Here is a 20512-nt window from a genome sequence, read left to right on the forward strand (position 1 = left end):
GGAGAGACACCCATGACCGGATATCTGACCACACATGTGCTCGACACCGCACGCGGCTGTCCGGCTGAGGGCCTCAAGATTGACCTTTTCAAGCTCGACAGCGAAACGCGGATCCACCTCAAGACTCTCATAACCAATGAGGACGGGCGCACCGACGAACAGATTTTGCCAACAGACCAGTTCGAAACCGGGACCTATGAACTGGTCTTTCATGCTGGTGACTATCTGGATGCCTGCGGCATACCCCCAGAATCCCCGCGGTTTCTGGATGTGATCCCCCTGCGTTTTGGCATGTCAGAGGCGACGCATTACCATGTGCCTTTGCTGCTGTCGCCGTTCAGCTACGCCACCTATCGCGGCAGTTAAGCGGGGATTGAGCTGTCGCGCACGACCTCGGTGATCCGGGCGATCACGTATTCCATAAACAGCCGGGTCTTGGGGTCCTGCCGCCTGCGGTGCGTGAAAAGACAAGCCATCTGAATGGGTTCGGGCGGGTTTTGGGTGGCAACAGGCACCAAACGCCCTGCTCTAATGTGATCGGCCACCTCAAAGATTGGTTTCATTACGATGCCGTTTCCGGCCAATGCCCAATCGGTCAGCACATCACCATCATCACATTCATAGCGCCCGGCAATCTGAAACCGTTTTGGTCCATCGGCTGTGTTCAGCCGCCATTGAAATTCGGTGGCGCCGGGAAACCGCAGGTTCAGACATTCGTGGTTCTGCACCATCAATTCCTCCCCGGAGCTTGGGTTGCCATGCGCCTTGATATAGGCCGGGCTGGCACAGAGGATGCGTTCCACGTCCGCAATCTTGCGCATGCGCAGGTTGCTGTCCTCGGGTTGCCCAAGAAAGAATGACAGATCAAGGCCTTCGGTGGTCAAGTCCACCTTGCGGTCTGTCAGCCTGAGCCGGATTTTCACCTCTGGATATTTGTCCAGAAATCCCCGCACCAAAGGGGCGATCAACCTGCGTCCGACGCCCAGCGGTGCTGCCACATAAAGCGAGCCTTTGGGATTGTCGGTGATGTTGACCACCTGCGCCTCGGCGCTCTCTACCGCCTCCAGAATCTCGCTGGCACCGCCATAGAATGCCTTGCCCTGCTCTGTCGGTGTCAGGCTGCGGGTTGTGCGTTGGAACAGACGCACACTGAGGTGTTCTTCAAGTTGCGAAATCCGCGATGACGTCACTGCAGGCGAAATACGCAAGTCCCGGCCAGCGGCGGACATGCTGCCCAATTCATAGACACGGACAAAGGTGCGGATGTTATCGAGATAGGACATTGTTTTGTTTTTTTTGATGCTGCTTGGTATTTTGGTACAATACCTGAAGAATGCCCCCTCGCCTAGTATGGAGTTGAATTCGAATCTCGGGAGAGCCTCATGTACGATCTGGCAATTATTTGGGACTGGATCGCATTTGCGGTGCGGTGGCTGCATGTGATCACCGCGATGGCCTGGATTGGCGCGTCGTTCTACTTTATCGCACTTGATCTGGGCCTGCGCAAAGCCGCCAACATGCCTGTCGGATGCCACGGTGAGGAATGGCAGGTGCATGGCGGGGGGTTTTATCACATCCAAAAGTATCTGGTCGCCCCTGAAAACATGCCCGAGCACCTGATCTGGCACAAATGGCAAAGCTATATCACCTGGGTTTCGGGTGCGGCGCTTTTGATGATCGTCTACTGGGTCGGTGGTGAGCTGTTTTTGCTCGATCCGACCAAGGCAAATCTTTCATTGTGGCAGGGCATCGTGATCTCTGGCGGGTCGCTGACCATTGGCTGGATTGCCTATGATTACATGTGCAAATCCAAGCTGGGCGAACATTCAACCTTGCTGATGCTGCTGCTCTTCGTGATTTTGGTGATCATGGCCTGGGGGTATGATCAGATATTCACAGGCCGCGCCGCGCTGTTGCATCTGGGCGCATTCACCGCGACCATCATGACCGCAAACGTGTTTTTCCAGATCATGCCAAATCAGCGCATTGTGGTGAATGATCTCAAGGCCGGTCGCACGCCAGACGCCAAATACGGCAAGATTGCCAAGCTGCGGTCGACCCACAACAATTACCTGACGCTGCCTGTCGTGTTCCTGATGCTGTCCAACCATTATCCACTGGCCTTTGGCACGGAATACAGCTGGATCATCGCCAGCCTGATTTTTCTGACCGGCGTGACCATCCGCCATTACTTTAACACCATGCACGCCACCGGGTCAGGCCCGCATTGGACATGGGCGGTGACGGTCCTGCTGTTCGTTCTTATCGCGTGGCTGTCCACGCTGTCAGCCACCGAAACGCTGGAAGCGGCCGAGGCACGCGCGCCAACACCTTATGAACAGCACTTTGCATCCGCGGCGGGGTTTGAAGATGCCTATGACACCGTGCTGGGCAATTGTTCGATGTGTCACGCCCGCGAACCTGTCTGGGAGGGTCTGCGTTGGGCTCCAAAAGGCGTCGTGCTTGAGACGCAAAACGACGTTGCGCGCTATGCCGATCAAATCTATCTGCACGCGGGCGTGAGCCACGCGATGCCGCCCCCTAACGCCGTGCAGATGGATGATGAGGCCCGCGCGACCATCGTGGCATGGGTCCGCGCCGCACGCGCTGACTGACCCTACAAAACAACTGCGTTCTAAAGGATCGGCCCGATCGTGGCGATCACATTGTGCCAAATGCGTTTTCGATAAGGCCAGTTGATCACGGTATCCAAAAAGACAGGTTCAGAATCAGCAATATAATCTGCTTGCCGCCCCTGAATTTGGCATGTGGTTTCAGTGTCTTGCAAAAGGATGTTATTCTCATAATTCAGATCGAAACTGCGCAGATCAAGGTTAGATGACCCGATCAGGCTGATCTTATCGTCAATCGTCAGGGTCTTTGCATGCAGCAACCCGCCGGTAAATTCGTGAATGATACAGCCCGCCTCAAGCAAGGCGCGATAATAGCTGCGCGAAGCGGCCGCGACGATCCAGTTGTCATTCATCTTTGGGAATATCAGCGTCACTGCGATGCCGCGCAAGGCGGCGGCGCGCAACGACTCCAATACCGTGGCGTCAGGCACAAAATAGGGTGTCGACAAGGTGACTGTGGCGCGTGCGCACCCGATGGCCGTGGAAAAGAGATGCGGCGTGGCCCCTTTCCGCTCGGTCGGGCCAAAGCCCAGGGCCTGTGCAGGAAAGCCGTCTTTTGCTGGCTTGGAAGATACCGCGCACCGCGCAAGCCTTTCGCCGGTTGCATCCATCCAGTCGGTTGCGAAAAGCAGCTGATTTTGCGCAACGACGGGCCCGCGGAACCGCAACATGATGTCGACCCAAGGCGCGTAATTCGCCTTGATCTTAAATTCGGGATCCGCCGAATTGCGACTGCCACAATAGGTGATCTGCCCGTCGACCACCGTGATTTTGCGGTGGTTGCGCAAATCAATGCGGCTGTTCAGTAAGGTCCGGATCGGACGGTTGAGCGGCAAGGCCACCGCCATCTGCACGCCCGCGTCCCGCATGCGCCGCCACAAGGCCGAGCGGATCAACACGCGCGACCCCAGCCCGTCAGCCATCGCCCGGCAGGTGACCCCGCGACGTGCCGCCCGGATCAGCGCTTCTGCCAACTCGGTGCCTGTTTTGTCGCCCAACCAGATATAATAAAGCACATGGACATGGTCCGTTGCGGCGTCAATATCCGCAATCATGCGTGCGTGGGTCATCACGCTGTCAGCCATCAGTTCGGCGGTGTTACCGGCAATCGGATAAAAACCATTCACCGACGCCGCATATTTGAACGCCGCCTGATAAGGGCGCTCAATCAGGGCCGTCAGTTTGTCCGCCTCCCCCATTTCTGCAGCAGCATCATGTCTGATGGTGTCAAATATCACCGCACGCGTGCGTCTGGCCTTGCCGCGCAGATCAACCTCTCCGAACAGAAAATAGACCATTGAGCCAAAGATCGGCAGACCCAGCAGCACGATAAACCACGCCAACCGCGCAGGCGGCGACAGATCATCGCGCAACAGGATGCGCGTCGTGAACATTCCCACCACGAGAATGTGCAGGACAACAAGCAAGCTCATGCGCTGTCCTTTTCCAGATCAAGGTCGATGACGATGGGCAGGTGATCGGAGGCACGCGCGGCCAGATCAGAGCTGTGCACATGGCTCGACATATGGCGCGCCGCCCCTTTCAACACGAAACGGTCCAGCGCTGTCACCGGACGGGAGGCATGAAAACTGTTGCCCGGCGTGATCATCTCAAACCCGCCGCGCAACGTCTCGGTGATATCCGTGTCCCGTTTCCAGATGTTGAAATCGCCGGCAACAAGCGTCGGATGATCTGAGTGTTCAAGATAGCTTTCGATGGCTCTGATCTGCCTGATGCGTATGCCCCGGCTGAGGGCGAGGTGCACGCCGACAATCTCAATCCCCGGCACCGCAAAGCGCGCCGACACCGCGCCGCGCGGCTCAAGCGTTGGCAGCTTGACCCGCTCTGCCCGGTCCAACATCATCGTCTTTTTGCGGTACAATATCGCATTGCCGTGCCAGCCGTGGCTTTCCGGGCGTATCGATACATCGGCAAAGACATAGCCCAGATCCTGTTCCATCTGTGCCGAGGGCAAGACGCCTGCCCGCTGGCCGATGCGTTTGTCGGCCTCTTGCAGCACCACAACATCCGCGTCGATTTCATGTAACACCCGCACGATCCGGTCTGCATCGCGGCGCCAGTCGAGGCCGATTGCCTTGCGGATGTTGTAACTTGCGATGCGCATCAAGGAGCCCGTTCTGTTTGCGCGTTCTTGGTACCATACCACCGCGCGTCCCGCATCATCTGTTCCAAAAGAAGAATGGAAGTGCGGATGTGGTCCCTAATTCTGCCAGTCAGCGTCCTGTTTTGGAAGGGAGCCGGATGTCTCACCTTCTAAAGCAGTTTTCGAAAAACCTGAATCACCTAACGCTGCCTGAAATCAAAGATTTCAACGCGTTAGGCGATGCAAGATGTCTCAAGTTAATTCGAAAACGCTAAAAAAGAAAAAGAGGAGAGCCTAAGCCCTCCTCAAAGTTTCGCCGTTCAAGCTCAATATGTTAACCGCTCGGTATTTGTTCTGCCTGCGGCCTGAACGTCGTCAGGGGCGAGCGCACCCGCCCCGTGTCCCGCGCCCCGGCAAAGCCGGGGCTGCGGAGTGGGTGGCAGTCGTTCGCTTGCGAACGATGAGAACCCACCCGGTTGTTATTTGAACGCCCTAGAACGTTCTGTGAAATTCCCTCTCAGCCTTTCGACTTCTTCGGATCATTCCCATACGTGTTACGTTCACGAATTTGGCCATTCGTACCTTTCAAGTACGCTTCGCCGCCTCGATCACGCGCAAGATCTTTGGACTTTTCCCAAGCTTCCGCTTGAGTGGGCGAGACTGAAGATGCGCGTGATGCACCCTCTCTCTTCGATTCCCAAGATCCATCTGATCTTTGTTGCGTCCAGTAGTCTCTTTTGTCAGCCATTTGATGGCCTCCCTTACTTCTCCACAGGAATTCGGTGGATAACCGATGTATTTCCTGTGAGTTAGCAGCGCTTTATTGATCCACTTTCCGTTCTATGTTTCTGCTCTTCTTATCGGTCCCCGTGACCGAAAAGCTTGTCCCTAGCCCACGCTGTTTAGGCTAAGGATAGCGGAGGGGAAGTGCTGTAACGCTTCTCCTCCACCCAATCCCATCAGCTACACCCGCTTGTCCCGCCGCAGGTGTTGCACTTCATGCAGGTGCCGTTGCGCACCAGCGTATAGTTGCCGCATTCGCCGCATGCCTCGCCCTCATAGCCCTGCATCTTGGCCTTGGTGCGTGCATCAAGGGCCACGGTGCCCGAGGACACCGATGTGGACGACGTCATCGCAACCGCGAGGTTGCCCGATGCGCCCTCTGGCACCAGCGACTGGAACGCAGCAACGGCATCGGCCTGCCCGCCCTGAAGCACCACGAGTTCCTGTGGCAGACGGTTGCGCAGATATCCGGTTGAGCTGATTTGTCTCAGCACTTCCAATGACTTGTTTGCCGCAGTGTCGGACAGTTCGGCGACGTTGCCGACCGTCTCTTCGGCTTCGCCCTTGCCCAGATCATCAAATGTCTGGCCCGAAGGCTGCACATGCGCAAGGTCCGTGCGGTCCAGATAGCTGACCGCGAGTTCGCGGAAGATATAGTCAAGGATCGAGGTCGCTGACCGGATCGTTTCGTTGCCCTGCACCAGACCGGCTGGCTCAAACTTGGTAAAGGTGAACGCGTCGACAAATTCTTCAAGCGGCACGCCGTATTGCAGACCCACCGACACCGCGATGGCAAAGTTGTTCATCATCGCCCGGAAACCCGCACCTTCCTTGTGCATGTCGATGAAAATCTCGCCCAGCTTGCCGTCTTCGTATTCGCCGGTGCGCAGATAGACTTTGTGACCGCCCACATTGGCCTTTTGGGTATATCCCTTGCGGCGCTGAGGCATCTTTTCGCGGTGCGATTTGATCAGCTCTTTGATGATGATCTTTTCAACGATCTTTTCGGCCAGCACGGTGGCCTTTTCCTGCTGAGAGCCGCTTTCGAGGATCTCTGCCGCCTCATCATCATCCTCAACCAGCGACGCCGCCAGCGGTTGTGACAGTTTGGAACCATCGCGGTAAAGCGCGTTGGCCTTGATGCCCAGCGACCAGCTGAGTTCATAGGCTTTTTGGCAATCCTCAATGGTGGCATCATTGGCCATGTTGATGGTCTTTGAGATCGCACCAGAGATAAACGATTGTGCCGCAGCCATCATAGTGATGTGGCTGTTGACGCCCAGGAACCGCTTGCCCTTTTTGCCGCAGGGGTTGGCGCAATCGAAGATGCTATAGTGCTCTTCTTTCAGATGCGGCGCACCTTCCAGCGTCATTGTCCCGCAGACGTGGTCGTTGGCGGCGTCAATTTCACGGCGGCTGAAGCCCAATGAACGAAGCAGGTCAAACGTCGGATCGTTCAGCTTTTCCGCCGGAATACCAAGCACTTGCGTGCAGAATTCTTCGCCGAGCGTCCATTGGTTAAACACGAAGCGAATGTCAAAGGCCTGTGCCAGTGCCGCGTCTACCTTGGCCAGTTCAACCGCGCCAAACCCATGGCCCATCAACGAAGTGTGGTTGATGCCCGGCGCGTTGCCGATGCTGCCGTGACCCACGGCATAGCTGATGATCTCCTCAACCTGAGCCGAGCCATAGCCCTGCTTGGCAAGCGCCGCTGGTACCGACTGGTTGATGATCTTGAAATACCCGCCACCGGCCAGTTTCTTGAATTTGACCAAGGCAAAGTCAGGCTCGATCCCGGTGGTGTCACAATCCATCACCAGACCGATGGTGCCGGTGGGTGCGATGACAGACACCTGCGCGTTTCTGAAGCCGTTCTTTTCGCCCATTTTCAGGGCTTCATCCCAGCAAGACATCGCCACATCCACCAAACCGGGCTGCGGACAATTGTCATGGTCCAGCGGCACGGGCTTGATCGACAGTTTCTCGTAGCCCTTGCTTTCGCCGTAGGCCGCATTGCGGTGGTTGCGAATGACGCGTTGCATGTGTTCGGCGTTTTTGGCGTAGCCGGGGAATGGACCCAACTCGCCCGCAATCTCGGCACTTGTGGCATATGCCACACCGGTCATGATCGCGGTCAGCGATCCGCAAAGCGCGCGGCCTTCGTCACTGTCATAGGAATATCCCATGTTCATCAACAAGCCGCCAATGTTGGCATAGCCCAGACCCAAAGTGCGGAAGTCATAAGAGCGCTGTGCGATTTCCTTGGACGGGAACTGCGCCATCATCACTGAAATCTCCAATGTCACGGTCCACAGACGCGAGGCGTGCATGTAGTCTTCGACTTGGAATTCGCCGTCTTGCAGGAATGTGAGCAAGTTCATAGACGCCAAGTTACAAGCCGTGTCATCCAAGAACATATATTCAGAACAAGGGTTTGAGCCCCGGATCGCGCCATCTTCTGGGCACGTGTGCCAGTCATTAACGGTGTCATGGTACTGGATGCCCGGATCGGCACAGGCCCAGGCGGCGTGACCCACCTGTTCCCACAATTCACGGGCGCGGATGGTTTTGGTGACCTTGCCATCTACGCGGCTGATCAACTCCCAGTCGGCGTCTTTTTCAACGGCGGTCAGGAAGGCATTGGTAACGCGAATCGAGTTGTTGGAGTTCTGGCCGGAAACGGATGAATAGGCTTCCGAATCCCAATCAGTGTCATAGGTCGGGAATTCAATCGATGTGTGACCCTGCTTGGCATAGTCCAGCACGCGCTTCACATAGGTCTCGGGGATCGCGACCTTTTTGGCTTCGCGGATCGCTGATTTCAACTGGGGGTTCGCGTTAGGGTCATAGGCGTCCGCCTCTGCCCCATCCCACGCTTTGATCGCCGCAAAGATCAGGTTCAGCTTTTCTTCGTGCATCTTAGAACCCGCGACAATCGACGCCACTTTCTGCTCTTCGATGACTTTCCAGTTGATGAAATCCTGAATGTCAGGGTGATCGGCATCCACGATCACCATCTTGGCCGCGCGCCGCGTGGTGCCGCCCGATTTGATCGCACCCGCAGCGCGGTCACCGATTTTCAGGAACCCCATCAGCCCGGATGATTTGCCACCCCCCGACAGGCTTTCGCCCGCCGCCCGCAGGCTGGAAAAGTTGGTGCCGGTGCCAGAGCCGTATTTGAACAGGCGTGCCTCGCGGACCCACAGATCCATGATGCCACCATCGCCAACCAGATCATCCTTAACCGACTGGATAAAACAGGCGTGTGGCTGGGGGTGCTCATAAGAGGATTTGGAGCGTGTTAGCTTGCCGGTTTTGTAATCAACGTAATAATGACCCTGCGCTGGCCCATCGATGCCATAGGCCCAGTGCAAACCAGTGTTGAACCACTGCGGTGAATTCGGTGCGGCACGCTGGCTGGCCAGCATGTGGCGCATTTCGTCATAATAGGCCTGCGCGTCTTCTTCGGTGGTGAAATAGCCACCCTTCCAACCCCAATAGGCCCATGCCCCCGCCAGACGGTCGAACACCTGTTTTGAGGACGTCTCGCCGCCCATGGTCGCACCCTCTGCCGGAACAGAGCGCCACAGGAACTCTGGCACACCCTTTTCCTTGACCTTCTTCATCGCGCTCGGCACGCCGGCCTTGCGGAAATATTTCTGTGCAATCACGTCGCTGGCAACCTGGCTCCAGCTTGACGGAACTTCCACATCGTCGAGCTTGAATACAACTGACCCATCCGGATTGCGGATTTCGGACACCGTGGTGACAAAATCCAAATCGCTATATGCGTCCTGCCCGACTTTCGTGAATTTCCGTTCAATTTTCATCTTAGCTGCCTCATGTTCAGCGTTACCATCCAAGAGGCGCATCTGTCATTGCAGAGGCCCCCGCCCTATTGTGTCGCCGTGTCGCAGACACAAGGTTTCAACGGCCAACCGGATCATCCTCCGGCGGCAATGCAGTAACACAACGCTATTATTGTCGTTTACCTGTCCCTCGTGCCCCGATGCGCCTTTTGAGCGTTAACCACTACATCTTGTGGCGTCATCGTCGGCTTGCACAACCTGACGTATTGGGACCTATCTGGTCAACGATTTTATTACCATTTTTTGCGAAAGTTACTGTTGACCCAGATTGGATTTTTTGGGCCAACACCGCGTGCCTGATTCAAGAGGTTAATATCCCCAATTTTGTCCACCAAGGATCACGATGCACGTATCGCGATTAATCAAACCATCCGGCAGGTTTAGATACCGGTTTTCATCTTTTGCATGAATTTACCCACAAGAAGAAGGTTAACAATCAGACAATTTCCAACCGGTTTCTGCGGCTGAAAAAAACTTCGAGCCTTGTCACGAAATCGTAACATCCGGCCCCAGATTGTTGCGAGAATCACGCACACGCCCCCCAAATGTGGTAGCAATCCGCGCCGAAAGATCTGGCAGGCTCTATATCTAGATTTTTTGAAAGTGGTCGGAGCGAGAGGATTCGAACCTCCGACCCCCTGTACCCAAAACAGGTGCGCTACCAGGCTGCGCCACGCTCCGACACGGGCTTCTTTAGCTACACTTGCTTTGAATGAAAAGCCCTAGTTTGCGACAAAATTGATCGTGCCGGGACAAAGGTGCCACATGCACGATCCGCAACACCTTAACAGGGCCAGACCGGCAAATGATCTGCGAACGCAGGGTGGCGCACCTGGCTGCCCACCGTGATCCCCAACCGTTTGGCCAACCCGCCATTGATCTCCAGCGTGGAAAGCAGGTCCTGCCCCCCCAGGATCGGCGTTTCATCCAGTGGTTTCGCCATATGGTGAATGTGCTGCACGACACCGCGCGCATCAATGAACACCATATCCAACGGGATCAGCGTATTGCGCATCCAGAAACTGAGTGTCCGGGGACTGTCATAGACAAACAGCATGCCGTTGCCGAGGGCCATCGTCTTCCGGTGCATAAGGCCTTGCTGCTGCTCCTGAGGCTCGTCAGCGACCTCAACGGTGAACCGCGCGCTGCCCCAGGCCCCCCGCAACGTGACTGTATCGTCACTGCAGGATTGCTCTGCCTGAGCCGCAACAGCGCTGACCGCCAGGATCACGGCAACGACTGAGCGCCGCAGCCCATTTACGTTTGTACGGATTCCCATGCCTGCACCTCAGCGGCCATATGGCCGCGTTTGCCCTGAATCACCCGCATCGCCAGCGCCTCACCCGGTTGCAGATCAGAAAGACCCGATTGGCGCAGCACTTCAATATGGACAAAAACATCATCAGGCTTGCCAAACACATTTGCAAAACCAAAGCCCTTGGCCTTGTCGAACCATTTCACCCGCGCAGGTTCAAGCGGGGCGGCAGCGACTGCATCGGCATCAAGCTCAACAATATCGGCCAACACAATCGAATGGGAACCTTCGGGTGGATGGACAGCCACGACACTGGTTGCCTGCACCCCCCTTTCAGTCTCCTGCGCAAACAGATCAACCCGGGTCCCATCAGCGATTGAGCTTTGACCAAAATTGCGCAACACATTGACGTGCAGCAAGATGTCTGGCCCGCCGGTATCAGCAATGACAAAGCCAAAGCCCTTGTTCGGGTCAAACCACTTGACCACGCCTGACAGCTGAAACCCGGACATGTCTTGCGCGACCGCCCCTTGGTTTATTTCTTCTTTATCCGTCACAACAGTCCCTTGATATCAAAACGACCACACAGCGGTTGCTCCATTTTTTCTGACGCCCAACAAACTCCAACTGACTAACACCATCTACACTGCACCCCTGATCAGGGGCTAAGCCGCTCGATCATCCAAGCATCTTTCGGGGATGCCCGTTGCCATCGAAAACGATCATGCAGACGAAACTCACCATCCGCCCAAAACTCAATCTCAACCGGTGTCAAGCGATAGCCGCCCCAAAACGGAGGCCGATCGGGATTGAGCCCATGTTTCGCTGTCGCCTTGGCGACCTCGGCCATCAAAGCGGTTCGACTGCTGAGCGGCTGCGATTGCCTTGACGCCCAAGCACCCAAACGGCTTTTAAGCGACCGGGACGCATAATACTCATCCGCCTGCGGCCCGTTTTCGCGGCTGATCAGCCCGCGCACCCGAATCTGGCGGCGCAGGGATTTCCAGTGCATCACAAAGGCGGCTTTCCCGGCACTGTCCAATTCCCGTGCTTTTGTACTTTCGTAGTTGGTATAGAAAACAAAGGCAGCAGCTTCGATTTCCTTAAGCAGAACCATCCGGGCATTGGGCAATCCGCCAGCGTCAACCGTCGACAGCGCGATCGCATTGGGATCATTGGGTTCTTTGTCTTGCGCTTCTTCAAGCCAGCGGCGTGCAATCACGAAAGGATCATCTCCCGCAAAAACCCCCGTCCGGTTCTCTTGCAATACCGTGGTTTCCAAGTCGCCCGTCATCCTTCGCTTTCAGTTATTACCCAGAAATATACCGCTTTTTGAGCCGTTTTTCGGCGGTCTAATCGTTAACGTTAGCATAGGTCCTAACACCTTAAAAAGAAAGGCAACAAGACAATGATTGTGTCAGATTGAGAAAATGTCAAAATCGACTGCTTGCATTCATGCACATAAGCACAAGCGTTATGGACCAGCCCGCACTGACATCCGTTGGCCTTGCTGGGGCGCAGCTAATGGCTTAAACCCGCGACAAAGAACCGGGTAAAAACAGGGCAGCGATATGGCAAATGATCTGATGCAAGGAAAACGAGGGCTGATCATGGGCCTCGCAAACGATAAATCAATCGCATGGGGCGTGGCCAAATCACTGGCTGATGCCGGTGCTGAGCTTGCCTTTTCCTATCAGGGGGATGCGTTGAAAAAGCGGGTTGATCCATTGGCAGCACAACTTGGCAGCAATATCGTGCTGCCGTGTGACGTAGGCGATGAGGCCTCGATCGATGCGCTTTTTAACAGCCTGAAAGAGACATGGGGCGAGATTGACTTTGTCGTCCACGCCATTGGTTTTTCAGATAAAAACGAATTGCGCGGTCGCTACGTTGACACAAGCCGCGCCAATTTCGCGATGTCGATGGACATATCGGTCTATTCATTTACCGCTGTGATGGCCCGTGCGGAAAAGATGATGTCGCCGGGTGCTGCGGCGCTTACCCTCACCTATTATGGGGCTGAAAAAGTGATGCCGCATTATAACGTGATGGGCGTGGCCAAAGCCGCACTTGAGGCGTCGGTCAAATACCTGGCCGAAGATCTGGGCAAAGACGGCATTCGCGTCAACGCAATCTCGGCTGGACCGATCAAGACACTGGCCGCATCTGGCATTGGCGATTTCCGCTACATCATGAAATGGAACGAATACAATTCGCCCCTGCGCCGCAATGTGACAATCGAGGACGTCGGCAAGGCAGCGCTTTATCTGCTGAGCGATCTGGGCAGCGGCACAACCGGTGAAAACCTGCATGTTGACGCGGGATATCACGTGGTTGGGATGAAGGCGGTGGATGCACCCGACATGGCCAAAGAGTGACCGCAGCCGCGCTCGCCTCTCTTGCCTTGGTGCAACTGCTTCTCGCGATGAGCCCCGGGCCCGCGTTTGTGCTGACTGTGCGCACCGCTGCCGGAGAAGGGATGCGCCCGGCGCTGTGGCTGACTGTGGGATTGGCGTTTGCTGTTGTCCTCTGGGCGGCGGCGGCCCTTGCGGGTCTGTCGATCTTGTTCGAACTGATGCCATGGCTGCAAACCGGGCTGCGCATCGCCGGGGCGCTGTTCCTGATCTATATCGCCGTCACTTTATGGCGACATGCACCTGATAGCCTGCCAGAACAAAACGCCGAAATGCCGCGCGGGGCGGTGCAGTCGTTCTTGTTGGGCCTGTGGACGGATCTTGCCAACCCCAAGGCACTGGCGTTTTTCGCCGCCATCTTCTCTGGTCTCGTCCCGGCAAGCCCAAGTCTGGCGGATGCGGTGTCGATCCTCGGTGTGGTATTTGCGGTTGAATGTGCGTGGTACGCCGTTGTCGCATTGGTCTTTTCACGCCCCGCACCGCGTCGGCTCTATGCTAGGGTCAAAATGAACACTGAGCGTGTCTTTGCAGTCCTGCTCGGCGGGTTTGGCATACGGATCGGGCTGGGATGACTGCGGTGTTCGCTTGTTCGGTTAAAACAAGGTCTGTGTCATGACCCTGGAGCATATGATCGCATTCAACGCCGTGCTGATTGTGTCGATCCTCAGCCCCGGTGCTGCATTTTTGATGGCGGTGCGCAGTACCGTGTCGAATGGCAGGCGCGCGGGGATCGCCACCGGACTTGGTCTTGGCCTGATGGCGAGCCTTTGGACGCTCTGCGCCCTTTTGGGCATGGACGCTGTTTTTGCCTATTTTCCATGGGCTTTTGCCACGCTGAAGATCGGTGGCGCGGCCTATCTCATCTATCTTGCGGTCGCGACGTGGCGCGGGGCGAAACAGCCGGTGACAGCAGGAACCAAACCACATGGCCGCGCCTTTATGGACGGTTTCCTTGTGAACCTCGGCAATCCCAAATCGGTTCTTTTTGCTGCGGCGGTGCTTGTCGTGGTGTTTCCCCCCAACCTTTCGGGTCCTGAGATTGGGCTTGTCTGGCTGAACCACCTGATCTTGGAGATCCTCTTTTATACCGGTTGCGCCTTTGTCCTGAGCGCATCTGCCGCGCGCGCACGCTATCTGCGCGCGAAACCGCATCTTGACCGCATCGCGGCCCTGCTTCTGGGCGGGCTTGGCCTCAAACTTCTGCTGCAAAGGTAACCGACATGAACGACACGCAATTACCGCATGAAAAGGGCTTTCATATCTCCTGGGACCAGATTCACCGTGACAGCCGCGCCTTGGCGTGGCGGCTGGACGGTCAGGGGCCCGACAATGGCGCATGGCGGGCTGTTGTTGCGATCACCCGTGGCGGCATGGCCCCGGCGATGATTGCAGCGCGCGAACTGGACATCCGCACCGTCGATACGATCTCGATCAAATCCTATGACCACCAGGACCAATCAGAGGCCAAGGTGCTCAAATCCCCGGATGCAGAACTGATGGGTGACGGCACTGGCATATTGATCATTGACGATCTGGTGGACAGCGGCAAAACCCTCGAAGTGGTCCGCGCCCAGTATCCCAAAGCGCATTTCGCCACCGTCTATGCCAAACCCAAGGGCCGCCCACAGGTCGACACCTTCATCACCGAAGTCAGCCAGGACACATGGATATTCTTCCCGTGGGACATGGCCCTGCAATATGTTGAACCCTACCGGGGCAAGGACTGATCCGGGCATTGGCCCCATCGCTTCCTGAGAACCCTCAGCAACTGCCGCCTCACGCCCCGCCCCATCCAGAGGACACATCCGCAATGAATTTGCCCCGCACCGCCAACACATTCGCGCCCCCCGTGATGGAGGCCCGCCGCTGGTTGCAGGGGGTGACATTCCCTGCGGACCGGCCGCTGATCAACGTAAGCCAGGCCGCCCCCGTCGATCCGCCGCCGCCTGCCTTGCGTCAGGCCATGGCCGATGTGGCGCTTCAGAACGATGACGCGCATCTTTATGGCCCCGTCCTCGGCCTGCCCGAACTGCGCGCCGAACTTGCCGCCCAAACTGCACAGCATTACGCAGGTATCGTGGACCCCGCACAGGTCTGTATCACCTCGGGCTGCAATCAGGCTTTTGCCGCAGCGATTGCCATGCTCTGCGCGGAAGAAGATGAAGTTATCCTGCCAACCCCTTGGTATTTCAATCATAAGATGTGGCTTGATATGTCAGGTGTCGCCGCCGTGCCGCTGCCAACTGGTGTCGATTTGCTGCCCGACCCCGAACAGGCAGCAGCCCTGATCACACCGCGCACCCGCGCGATTTCACTGGTCACACCGAACAATCCCGGCGGTGTGGAATACCCCGCCGAACTGGTGCAGGCCTTCTTTGATCTGGCCCGCGAACATGGCATCGCTTTGATCCTAGATGAAACATACCGCGATTTTGACAGCCGCAGCGGCCCACCCCACCCCCTGTTTCAGGACCCCGACTGGGACGACACCCTGATCCATCTTTATTCCTTCTCCAAAGCATACCGCCTGACCGGCCACCGCGTCGGCGCGATGATCGCAAGTCCAGAGCGTCTGGCAGAGGTCGAGAAATTCCTCGACACCGTCGCCATTTGTCCCAGTCAGATCGGTCAGCATGCCGCCCTTTGGGGGATGCAGAACCTTGCACAATGGCTGGCCGGGGAGCGCGACGAAATTCTGGCGCGCCGTGCCGCGATTTCCACCCAGATGCCAAAGTTGACGGCGCAAGGGTGGCAGCTTTTGGGTCTGGGCGGCTATTTCGCCTATATGCAGCACCCCTTTGGTATCAGCTCTGCCGATTTGGCCCCCCAACTGGTGCGCGATGCAGGTATCTTGTGCCTGCCCGGGACGATGTTTTGCCCCACGGATGACCCAAGCGGCGCGCGCCAGTTGCGCATTGCTTTTGCCAATCTGGATGCGGCGGGCATTGGCATTCTGTTTGACCGCCTTGCAGCCCTGCCGCGCAACGCATAGACAAGCGCAAACGCGAAAAGGGACGTCTGACATGGCCAAAGGCTCTAGCATTTCAAAAACCGCTGTTTGGATCCTTATGGGTCTGCTGATCCTTGGCCTCGGCGGCTTTGGGGCGGTCAATCTGTCTGGTAATGTCCGCAGCATCGGCACCGTAGGCGACAAAATCATTCCAATTGACCAATACGCCCGCGACCTGTCTCAGGAAATCCGCGCCATTGAGGCGCAAACAGGTCAGCAACTGCCGTTTGCACAGGCCCAGCAGATCGGACTTGATCGCGCCGTCTTGCAACGTTTGGTGCGCAACCGCGCATTGGACCACGAGGCGGCAACACTTGGCCTGTCCATCGGTGACGAATCCTTGCGACAGGAAATCATCCAAATCGCCGCCTTTCAGGGCATTGATGGCGAATTCGACCGCGAGGGATACCGCTTTGCCCTGCAACAGGCTGGCCAGAGCGAAGCCGAGTTTGAAACCAGCCTGCGCGAGGAAGCCTCCCGCACCTTGCTTCAGCGTGCGGTGATCGGCAGCATAAAGATGCCTGAAGCCTATGCAAGAACCCTGGTGAACTATGTCAACGAAAAGCGCAGCTTTACATGGACCTCCCTTTCTGCCGAGGATCTGACCGCCCCCATTGGCACCCCCACCGACGCAGATCTGCGTGCTTTTTATGACGAAAACACTGATCAGTTCATGCTGCCTGCGACCAAGATGATCACCTATGCGTGGCTGTCCCCCGATGCGATGATCGACGACATCGAAGTGCCGCAGGAAGAATTGCAGCAGGCGTATGATGACCGCGCAGATGAATATATCCAGCCCGAGCGTCGATTGGTTGAACGTCTGGCCTTTGCCGATCAGGAAGCCGCAGATCGGGCCGCCGCGTCATTGGAAGTGGACGGCACGACCTTCAACGCTTTGGTGCAGGAACGCGGGCTGGAACTGTCTGATGTTGATTTGGGTGATGTGAGCAAGTCCGATCTGAATGCTGCGGGTGACGCGGTATTTGCCGCCGAAGTCGGGGATATTGTCGGGCCACTGGCCAGTGATCTTGGGCCCGCGCTTTTCCGCGTGAACGGGGTTCTGCCCGCACAAAACGTCACATTTGAAGAGGCCAAGGCCGACCTGCAAGGTGAACTGGCCACCGCCCGTGCGGTACGCACAGTCGAGGCCCGTGCGCAGGATCTCGATGATCAGCTTGCTGGCGGGGCCACATTGGAACAACTGGCCGAAGAGACTAAAATGACCCTCGGCGCGATTGCCTGGACCCAGGACAGCAGCGATGGCATTGCCGGATATGGCGATTTTCGGCAGGAAGCGGCAGCGCTGTCCGCCGGGGATTTCCCAAAAATCAACCAACTCGATGATGGCGGTATCTATGCCATGCGTCTTGACGAAGAATTGCCAGAACGCCCCGAACCTTTTGAAGACGCCAAAGGCGCTGTGCGCACCGCATGGCAGGCAGAGCAGACCGTTCAACAGCTGAATGCGCAAGCCACGGCCCTGCTGACGTCCCTTGGCAGCGATGCGTCGTTCGAAGCGGCGGGCCTTGATGCCGTGATCGAACAGGACCAGACCCGCAATGGCTTTATCGAGGGCACGCCAGAGAATTTCATGAGCGAAGTCTTTGCCATGAACGTGGGCGATGTGACGGTGCTGCCCGGCGATGGTAGCGTCGTAATCGTTCGGTTGGACAGCGTCACAGCCGCCGGCGACAGCGCCGCCAACGCCGCCCTGCTGGAACAGGTTTCACAACAACTGAACCAGACGCTGGCTCAGGATATCTTTGCCATTTATTCCGATGACGTGGTGCGCCGTGCCGGTCCACAAATCGACCAGCGCGCCGTTCAGGCCGTGCATGTCAACTTTCCCTAGGCAAAACCAATGGCCCTGACCCCAGATTTCAGCACATTTGAGGCCGCCTATTCATCCGGGCAAAACCAGATTGTCTATACCCGCCTTGCCGCTGACATCGACACGCCGGTGTCACTGATGCTGAAACTCACCGGGGCTGCTGAAAACGCTTTTGTGCTTGAATCCGTGACGGGGGGCGAAGTGCGCGGGCGCTATTCGATCATCGGGATGAAACCTGATCTGATCTGGCGTTGCCGTGGCAAAGCATCAGCCATCAACCGCGCCGCGCGCTATGATGCGGACGCGTTTGAGGACGTGCCGGGCAATCCGCTCGACACCCTGCGCGCGGTAATAGCTGAATCGCGGATCGAGCTGCCCGATGACCTGCCTCAGGCCGCTGCGGGGCTTTTTGGCTATCTCGGCTATGACATGATCCGGCTGGTTGAACATCTGCCGGACGTGAACCCCGATCCCTTGGGTCTGCCGGATGCGCAGATGCTGCGCCCCTCGGTGATCGCCGTTCTTGACGGCGTCAAGGGCGAGGTCACGCTGGTGTCGCCCGCATGGGTCAGGGATGGCCAGTCGGCGCGTGCGGCCTATGCCCAGGCGGCAGAGCGGGTGATGGATGCGGTCCGTGATCTGGAGCGAAGCCTGCCCGACACCAGCCGCGATTTGGGTGATGCGGCGGATGCCCCGGAGCCGGTCAGCAATTTCACCAAGGATGCCTACAAAGCTGCCGTTGAAAAGGCCCGGGACTATATCGTTGCGGGGGATATTTTTCAGGTCGTGCCAAGCCAACGCTGGGCGCAGGGGTTCACCCAACCGCCCTTTGCGCTTTACCGCAGTCTGCGCCGCACCAACCCGTCGCCTTTCATGTTCTATTTCAACTTCGGCGGCTTCCATGTGGTCGGGGCCTCGCCCGAGATTCTGGTGCGTGTTTTTGGCAATGAAGTCACCATTCGCCCCATCGCCGGCACCCGTCCGCGCGGGACAACGCCGGAGGAAGACCGCGCGCTTGAGGCCGATCTGATGGCCGACCAAAAAGAACTGGCCGAGCACCTGATGCTGCTTGATCTGGGCCGCAACGACGTGGGCAGGGTTGCCAAGATCGGCACTGTACGCCCCACCGAAGAATTCATCGTTGAACGCTATAGCCACGTGATGCACATCGTTTCAAACGTGGTGGGCGAGCTGAAAGAGGGCTGCGACGCGCTTGATGCCTTCTTTGCAGGCATGCCTGCGGGTACGGTATCAGGGGCACCCAAGGTCCGCGCGATGGAGATTATCGACGAACTCGAACCCGAAAAACGCGGGATTTACGGCGGCGGTGTCGGATATTTCAGCGCCGGTGGCGACATGGACATGTGTATTGCGCTGCGCACCGCGGTGATCAAGGGCGAAACATTGTACATTCAGGCGGGCGGCGGCGTGGTCTATGACAGCGATGCAGAGGCTGAATATATGGAAACCGTGCATAAATCCAACGCCATCCGCCGCGCCGCCGCCGATGCCGCGCGCTTTGACGGGTCGGGGCGCAACTGATCGTGCCCGCCCCACAACCCTTTGAGATCGCAGGTCACCGGGTTGAACGCGGCACCCGCAAATCCATCACTCTGCCTGTCTCGATCCTGCCCGATCACACGCCCATCGGTCTGTCGCTTGAGGTGCACCACGGCAAACGGCCCGGCCCCACGTTGTTTGTCAGCGCTGCGGTTCATGGGGACGAAGTAATCGGTGTTGAAATCGTGCGCCGCCTGCTGCGCGCGCCGCAATTGGCATCGCTGCGGGGCACATTGATTGTGGTTCCGGTTGTCAACTCCTTTGGCTTTCTCAGTCGCTCGCGGTATCTGCCTGACCGCCGCGACCTGAACCGCTGTTTTCCGGGCTCTCCGACAGGGTCGCTTGGGTCCCGGCTTGCCCATATCTTTCTGAACGATGTCGTGCTGCGCTGCGACTTTGGCATTGACCTGCATTCCGCCGCGATCCACCGCACCAATCTGCCGCAAGTGCGCGTGTCACCCTCTGACAAGGTCACCGCTCAGATGGCAATTGATTTTGGTGCGCCGGTCGTGCTGACATCGCCCCTGCGTGATGGATCATTGCGCGCGGTGGCGGCCAAAAATGGCACGCCAATTCTGCTTTATGAGGCTGGTGAAGGCTTGCGGTTCGATGAAATGGCCGTGCGCGCGGGACTTGCAGGCATCCTGCGGGTGATGCGCGGCCAAGACATGCTGCCTGCCAAAGGCATTGCCCGCGCCAAGGTTGCACCGCATGTCTGCACGTCTTCAAGCTGGCTGCGCGCCCCGGCGGGTGGTCTGCTGCGCACGTTCCGGGCCGAGGGCGAAACGGTAGAAGAAGGCGACGTGCTGGCGACAGTCTCGGACCCCTTTGGCGAGGTCGAAACCAATCTGCTTGCCCCGACTGCAGGCATCCTGATCGGCCGCGCGATATTGCCGGTGGTCAACGAAGGCGATGCAGTCTTTCACCTCGCCCGCCTCAGCCCGCGCGCGGTGGAAGCCACGGTGGATGATCTGGCCACACAGTTGGAAACCGATCCGCTGTTTGATGAAGACGAGATTATCTGAAGGGTGTCAGGCACCCCAAATTCGC

18 protein-coding genes and 1 tRNA gene are annotated in these 20512 nt (G+C 57.4%); 10 read left to right on the forward strand and 9 right to left on the reverse strand.

All coding sequences use genetic code 11. The annotated features are described in order from the left end of the window. Positions 1-12: 12 nt before the first annotated feature. Complete coding sequence (uraH, locus tag C1J02_RS12915) at positions 13-366, forward strand: hydroxyisourate hydrolase (RefSeq protein WP_114878946.1); 354 nt, start codon at positions 13-15, stop codon at positions 364-366. Here uraH and C1J02_RS12920 read toward each other — a convergent pair. Next, a complete protein-coding gene (locus C1J02_RS12920; RefSeq protein WP_114878947.1) occupies positions 363-1283 on the reverse strand; it encodes a LysR family transcriptional regulator in 921 nt (306 codons plus the stop codon). The genes uraH and C1J02_RS12920 overlap by 4 nt on opposite strands. A gap of 99 nt (positions 1284-1382) precedes the next feature. Between C1J02_RS12920 and C1J02_RS12925 the strand changes: the two genes are divergently transcribed. Then, a complete protein-coding gene (locus tag C1J02_RS12925) occupies positions 1383-2615 on the forward strand; it encodes a urate hydroxylase PuuD (RefSeq protein WP_114878948.1) in 1233 nt (410 codons plus the stop codon). A 20-nt stretch (positions 2616-2635) separates the two neighbouring features. Here C1J02_RS12925 and cls read toward each other — a convergent pair whose 3' ends face one another. The 8 genes from cls to pdxH form a co-directional block, all read right to left on the reverse strand. Then, entirely contained in the window at positions 2636-4066 is a 1431-nt protein-coding gene (cls, locus tag C1J02_RS12930) for a cardiolipin synthase (RefSeq protein WP_114878949.1), read from the reverse strand. Continuing rightward, positions 4063-4758: an endonuclease/exonuclease/phosphatase family protein gene (locus tag C1J02_RS12935; protein WP_114878950.1), complete on the reverse strand. Its 696-nt coding sequence runs from the start codon at positions 4756-4758 to the stop codon at positions 4063-4065. Before C1J02_RS12935 ends, cls begins: the two co-directional genes overlap by 4 nt. Positions 4759-5254: 496 nt before the next feature. After that, entirely contained in the window at positions 5255-5485 is a 231-nt protein-coding gene (locus C1J02_RS12940) for a DUF2188 domain-containing protein (RefSeq protein WP_114878951.1), read from the reverse strand. 211 nt (positions 5486-5696) lie between these two features. After that, positions 5697-9350: a vitamin B12-dependent ribonucleotide reductase gene (locus C1J02_RS12945; protein ID WP_114880554.1), complete on the reverse strand. Its 3654-nt coding sequence runs from the start codon at positions 9348-9350 to the stop codon at positions 5697-5699. Positions 9351-9993: 643 nt separating this feature from the next. Next, positions 9994-10070 (reverse strand) — tRNA-Pro (locus tag C1J02_RS12950). A gap of 103 nt (positions 10071-10173) precedes the next feature. Next, complete coding sequence (locus C1J02_RS12955) at positions 10174-10668, reverse strand: DUF192 domain-containing protein (protein WP_114878952.1); 495 nt, start codon at positions 10666-10668, stop codon at positions 10174-10176. Beyond that, positions 10647-11156, reverse strand: coding sequence for a cold-shock protein (locus C1J02_RS12960; protein WP_205389918.1), 510 nt, complete (start codon positions 11154-11156; stop codon positions 10647-10649). The genes C1J02_RS12955 and C1J02_RS12960 overlap by 22 nt, the downstream gene beginning before the upstream one ends. A 146-nt stretch (positions 11157-11302) precedes the next feature. Beyond that, positions 11303-11938: a pyridoxamine 5'-phosphate oxidase gene (gene pdxH, locus C1J02_RS12965; RefSeq protein ID WP_114878953.1), complete on the reverse strand. Its 636-nt coding sequence runs from the start codon at positions 11936-11938 to the stop codon at positions 11303-11305. A 277-nt stretch (positions 11939-12215) separates the two neighbouring features. On the opposite strand from pdxH, the gene fabI reads away from it, so the two are divergent. The 8 genes from fabI to C1J02_RS13005 all read left to right on the forward strand — a co-directional run bounded on the left by fabI (position 12216) and on the right by C1J02_RS13005 (position 20487). Continuing rightward, positions 12216-13022, forward strand: a complete 807-nt coding sequence (fabI, locus tag C1J02_RS12970; RefSeq protein ID WP_114878954.1) for an enoyl-ACP reductase FabI — start codon at positions 12216-12218, stop codon at positions 13020-13022. Next, on the forward strand, positions 13019-13630 hold the full coding sequence (locus tag C1J02_RS12975) for a LysE family translocator (RefSeq protein WP_114878955.1): 612 nt from the start codon (positions 13019-13021) through the stop codon (positions 13628-13630). Before fabI ends, C1J02_RS12975 begins: the two co-directional genes overlap by 4 nt. A gap of 40 nt (positions 13631-13670) precedes the next feature. Beyond that, positions 13671-14273, forward strand: coding sequence for a LysE family translocator (locus C1J02_RS12980; protein ID WP_114878956.1), 603 nt, complete (start codon positions 13671-13673; stop codon positions 14271-14273). 5 nt (positions 14274-14278) lie between these two features. After that, positions 14279-14785, forward strand: coding sequence for a xanthine phosphoribosyltransferase (gene gpt / locus C1J02_RS12985; protein ID WP_114878957.1), 507 nt, complete (start codon positions 14279-14281; stop codon positions 14783-14785). Positions 14786-14868: 83 nt separating this feature from the next. After that, complete coding sequence (locus tag C1J02_RS12990; RefSeq protein ID WP_114878958.1) at positions 14869-16050, forward strand: aminotransferase; 1182 nt, start codon at positions 14869-14871, stop codon at positions 16048-16050. A gap of 31 nt (positions 16051-16081) precedes the next feature. Continuing rightward, on the forward strand, positions 16082-17923 hold the full coding sequence (locus C1J02_RS12995; protein WP_114878959.1) for a peptidyl-prolyl cis-trans isomerase: 1842 nt from the start codon (positions 16082-16084) through the stop codon (positions 17921-17923). 9 nt (positions 17924-17932) lie between these two features. Continuing rightward, positions 17933-19444, forward strand: a complete 1512-nt coding sequence (gene trpE / locus C1J02_RS13000; RefSeq protein ID WP_114878960.1) for an anthranilate synthase component I — start codon at positions 17933-17935, stop codon at positions 19442-19444. A 2-nt stretch (positions 19445-19446) separates the two neighbouring features. Further along, positions 19447-20487, forward strand: a complete 1041-nt coding sequence (locus tag C1J02_RS13005) for a succinylglutamate desuccinylase/aspartoacylase family protein (RefSeq protein ID WP_114878961.1) — start codon at positions 19447-19449, stop codon at positions 20485-20487. The last annotated feature ends 25 nt before the right edge of the window (positions 20488-20512 follow it).

Origin of the sequence: Sulfitobacter sp. SK011, assembly GCF_003352065.1 — a bacterium.
Taxonomy (GTDB): Bacteria; Pseudomonadota; Alphaproteobacteria; order Rhodobacterales; family Rhodobacteraceae; genus Sulfitobacter.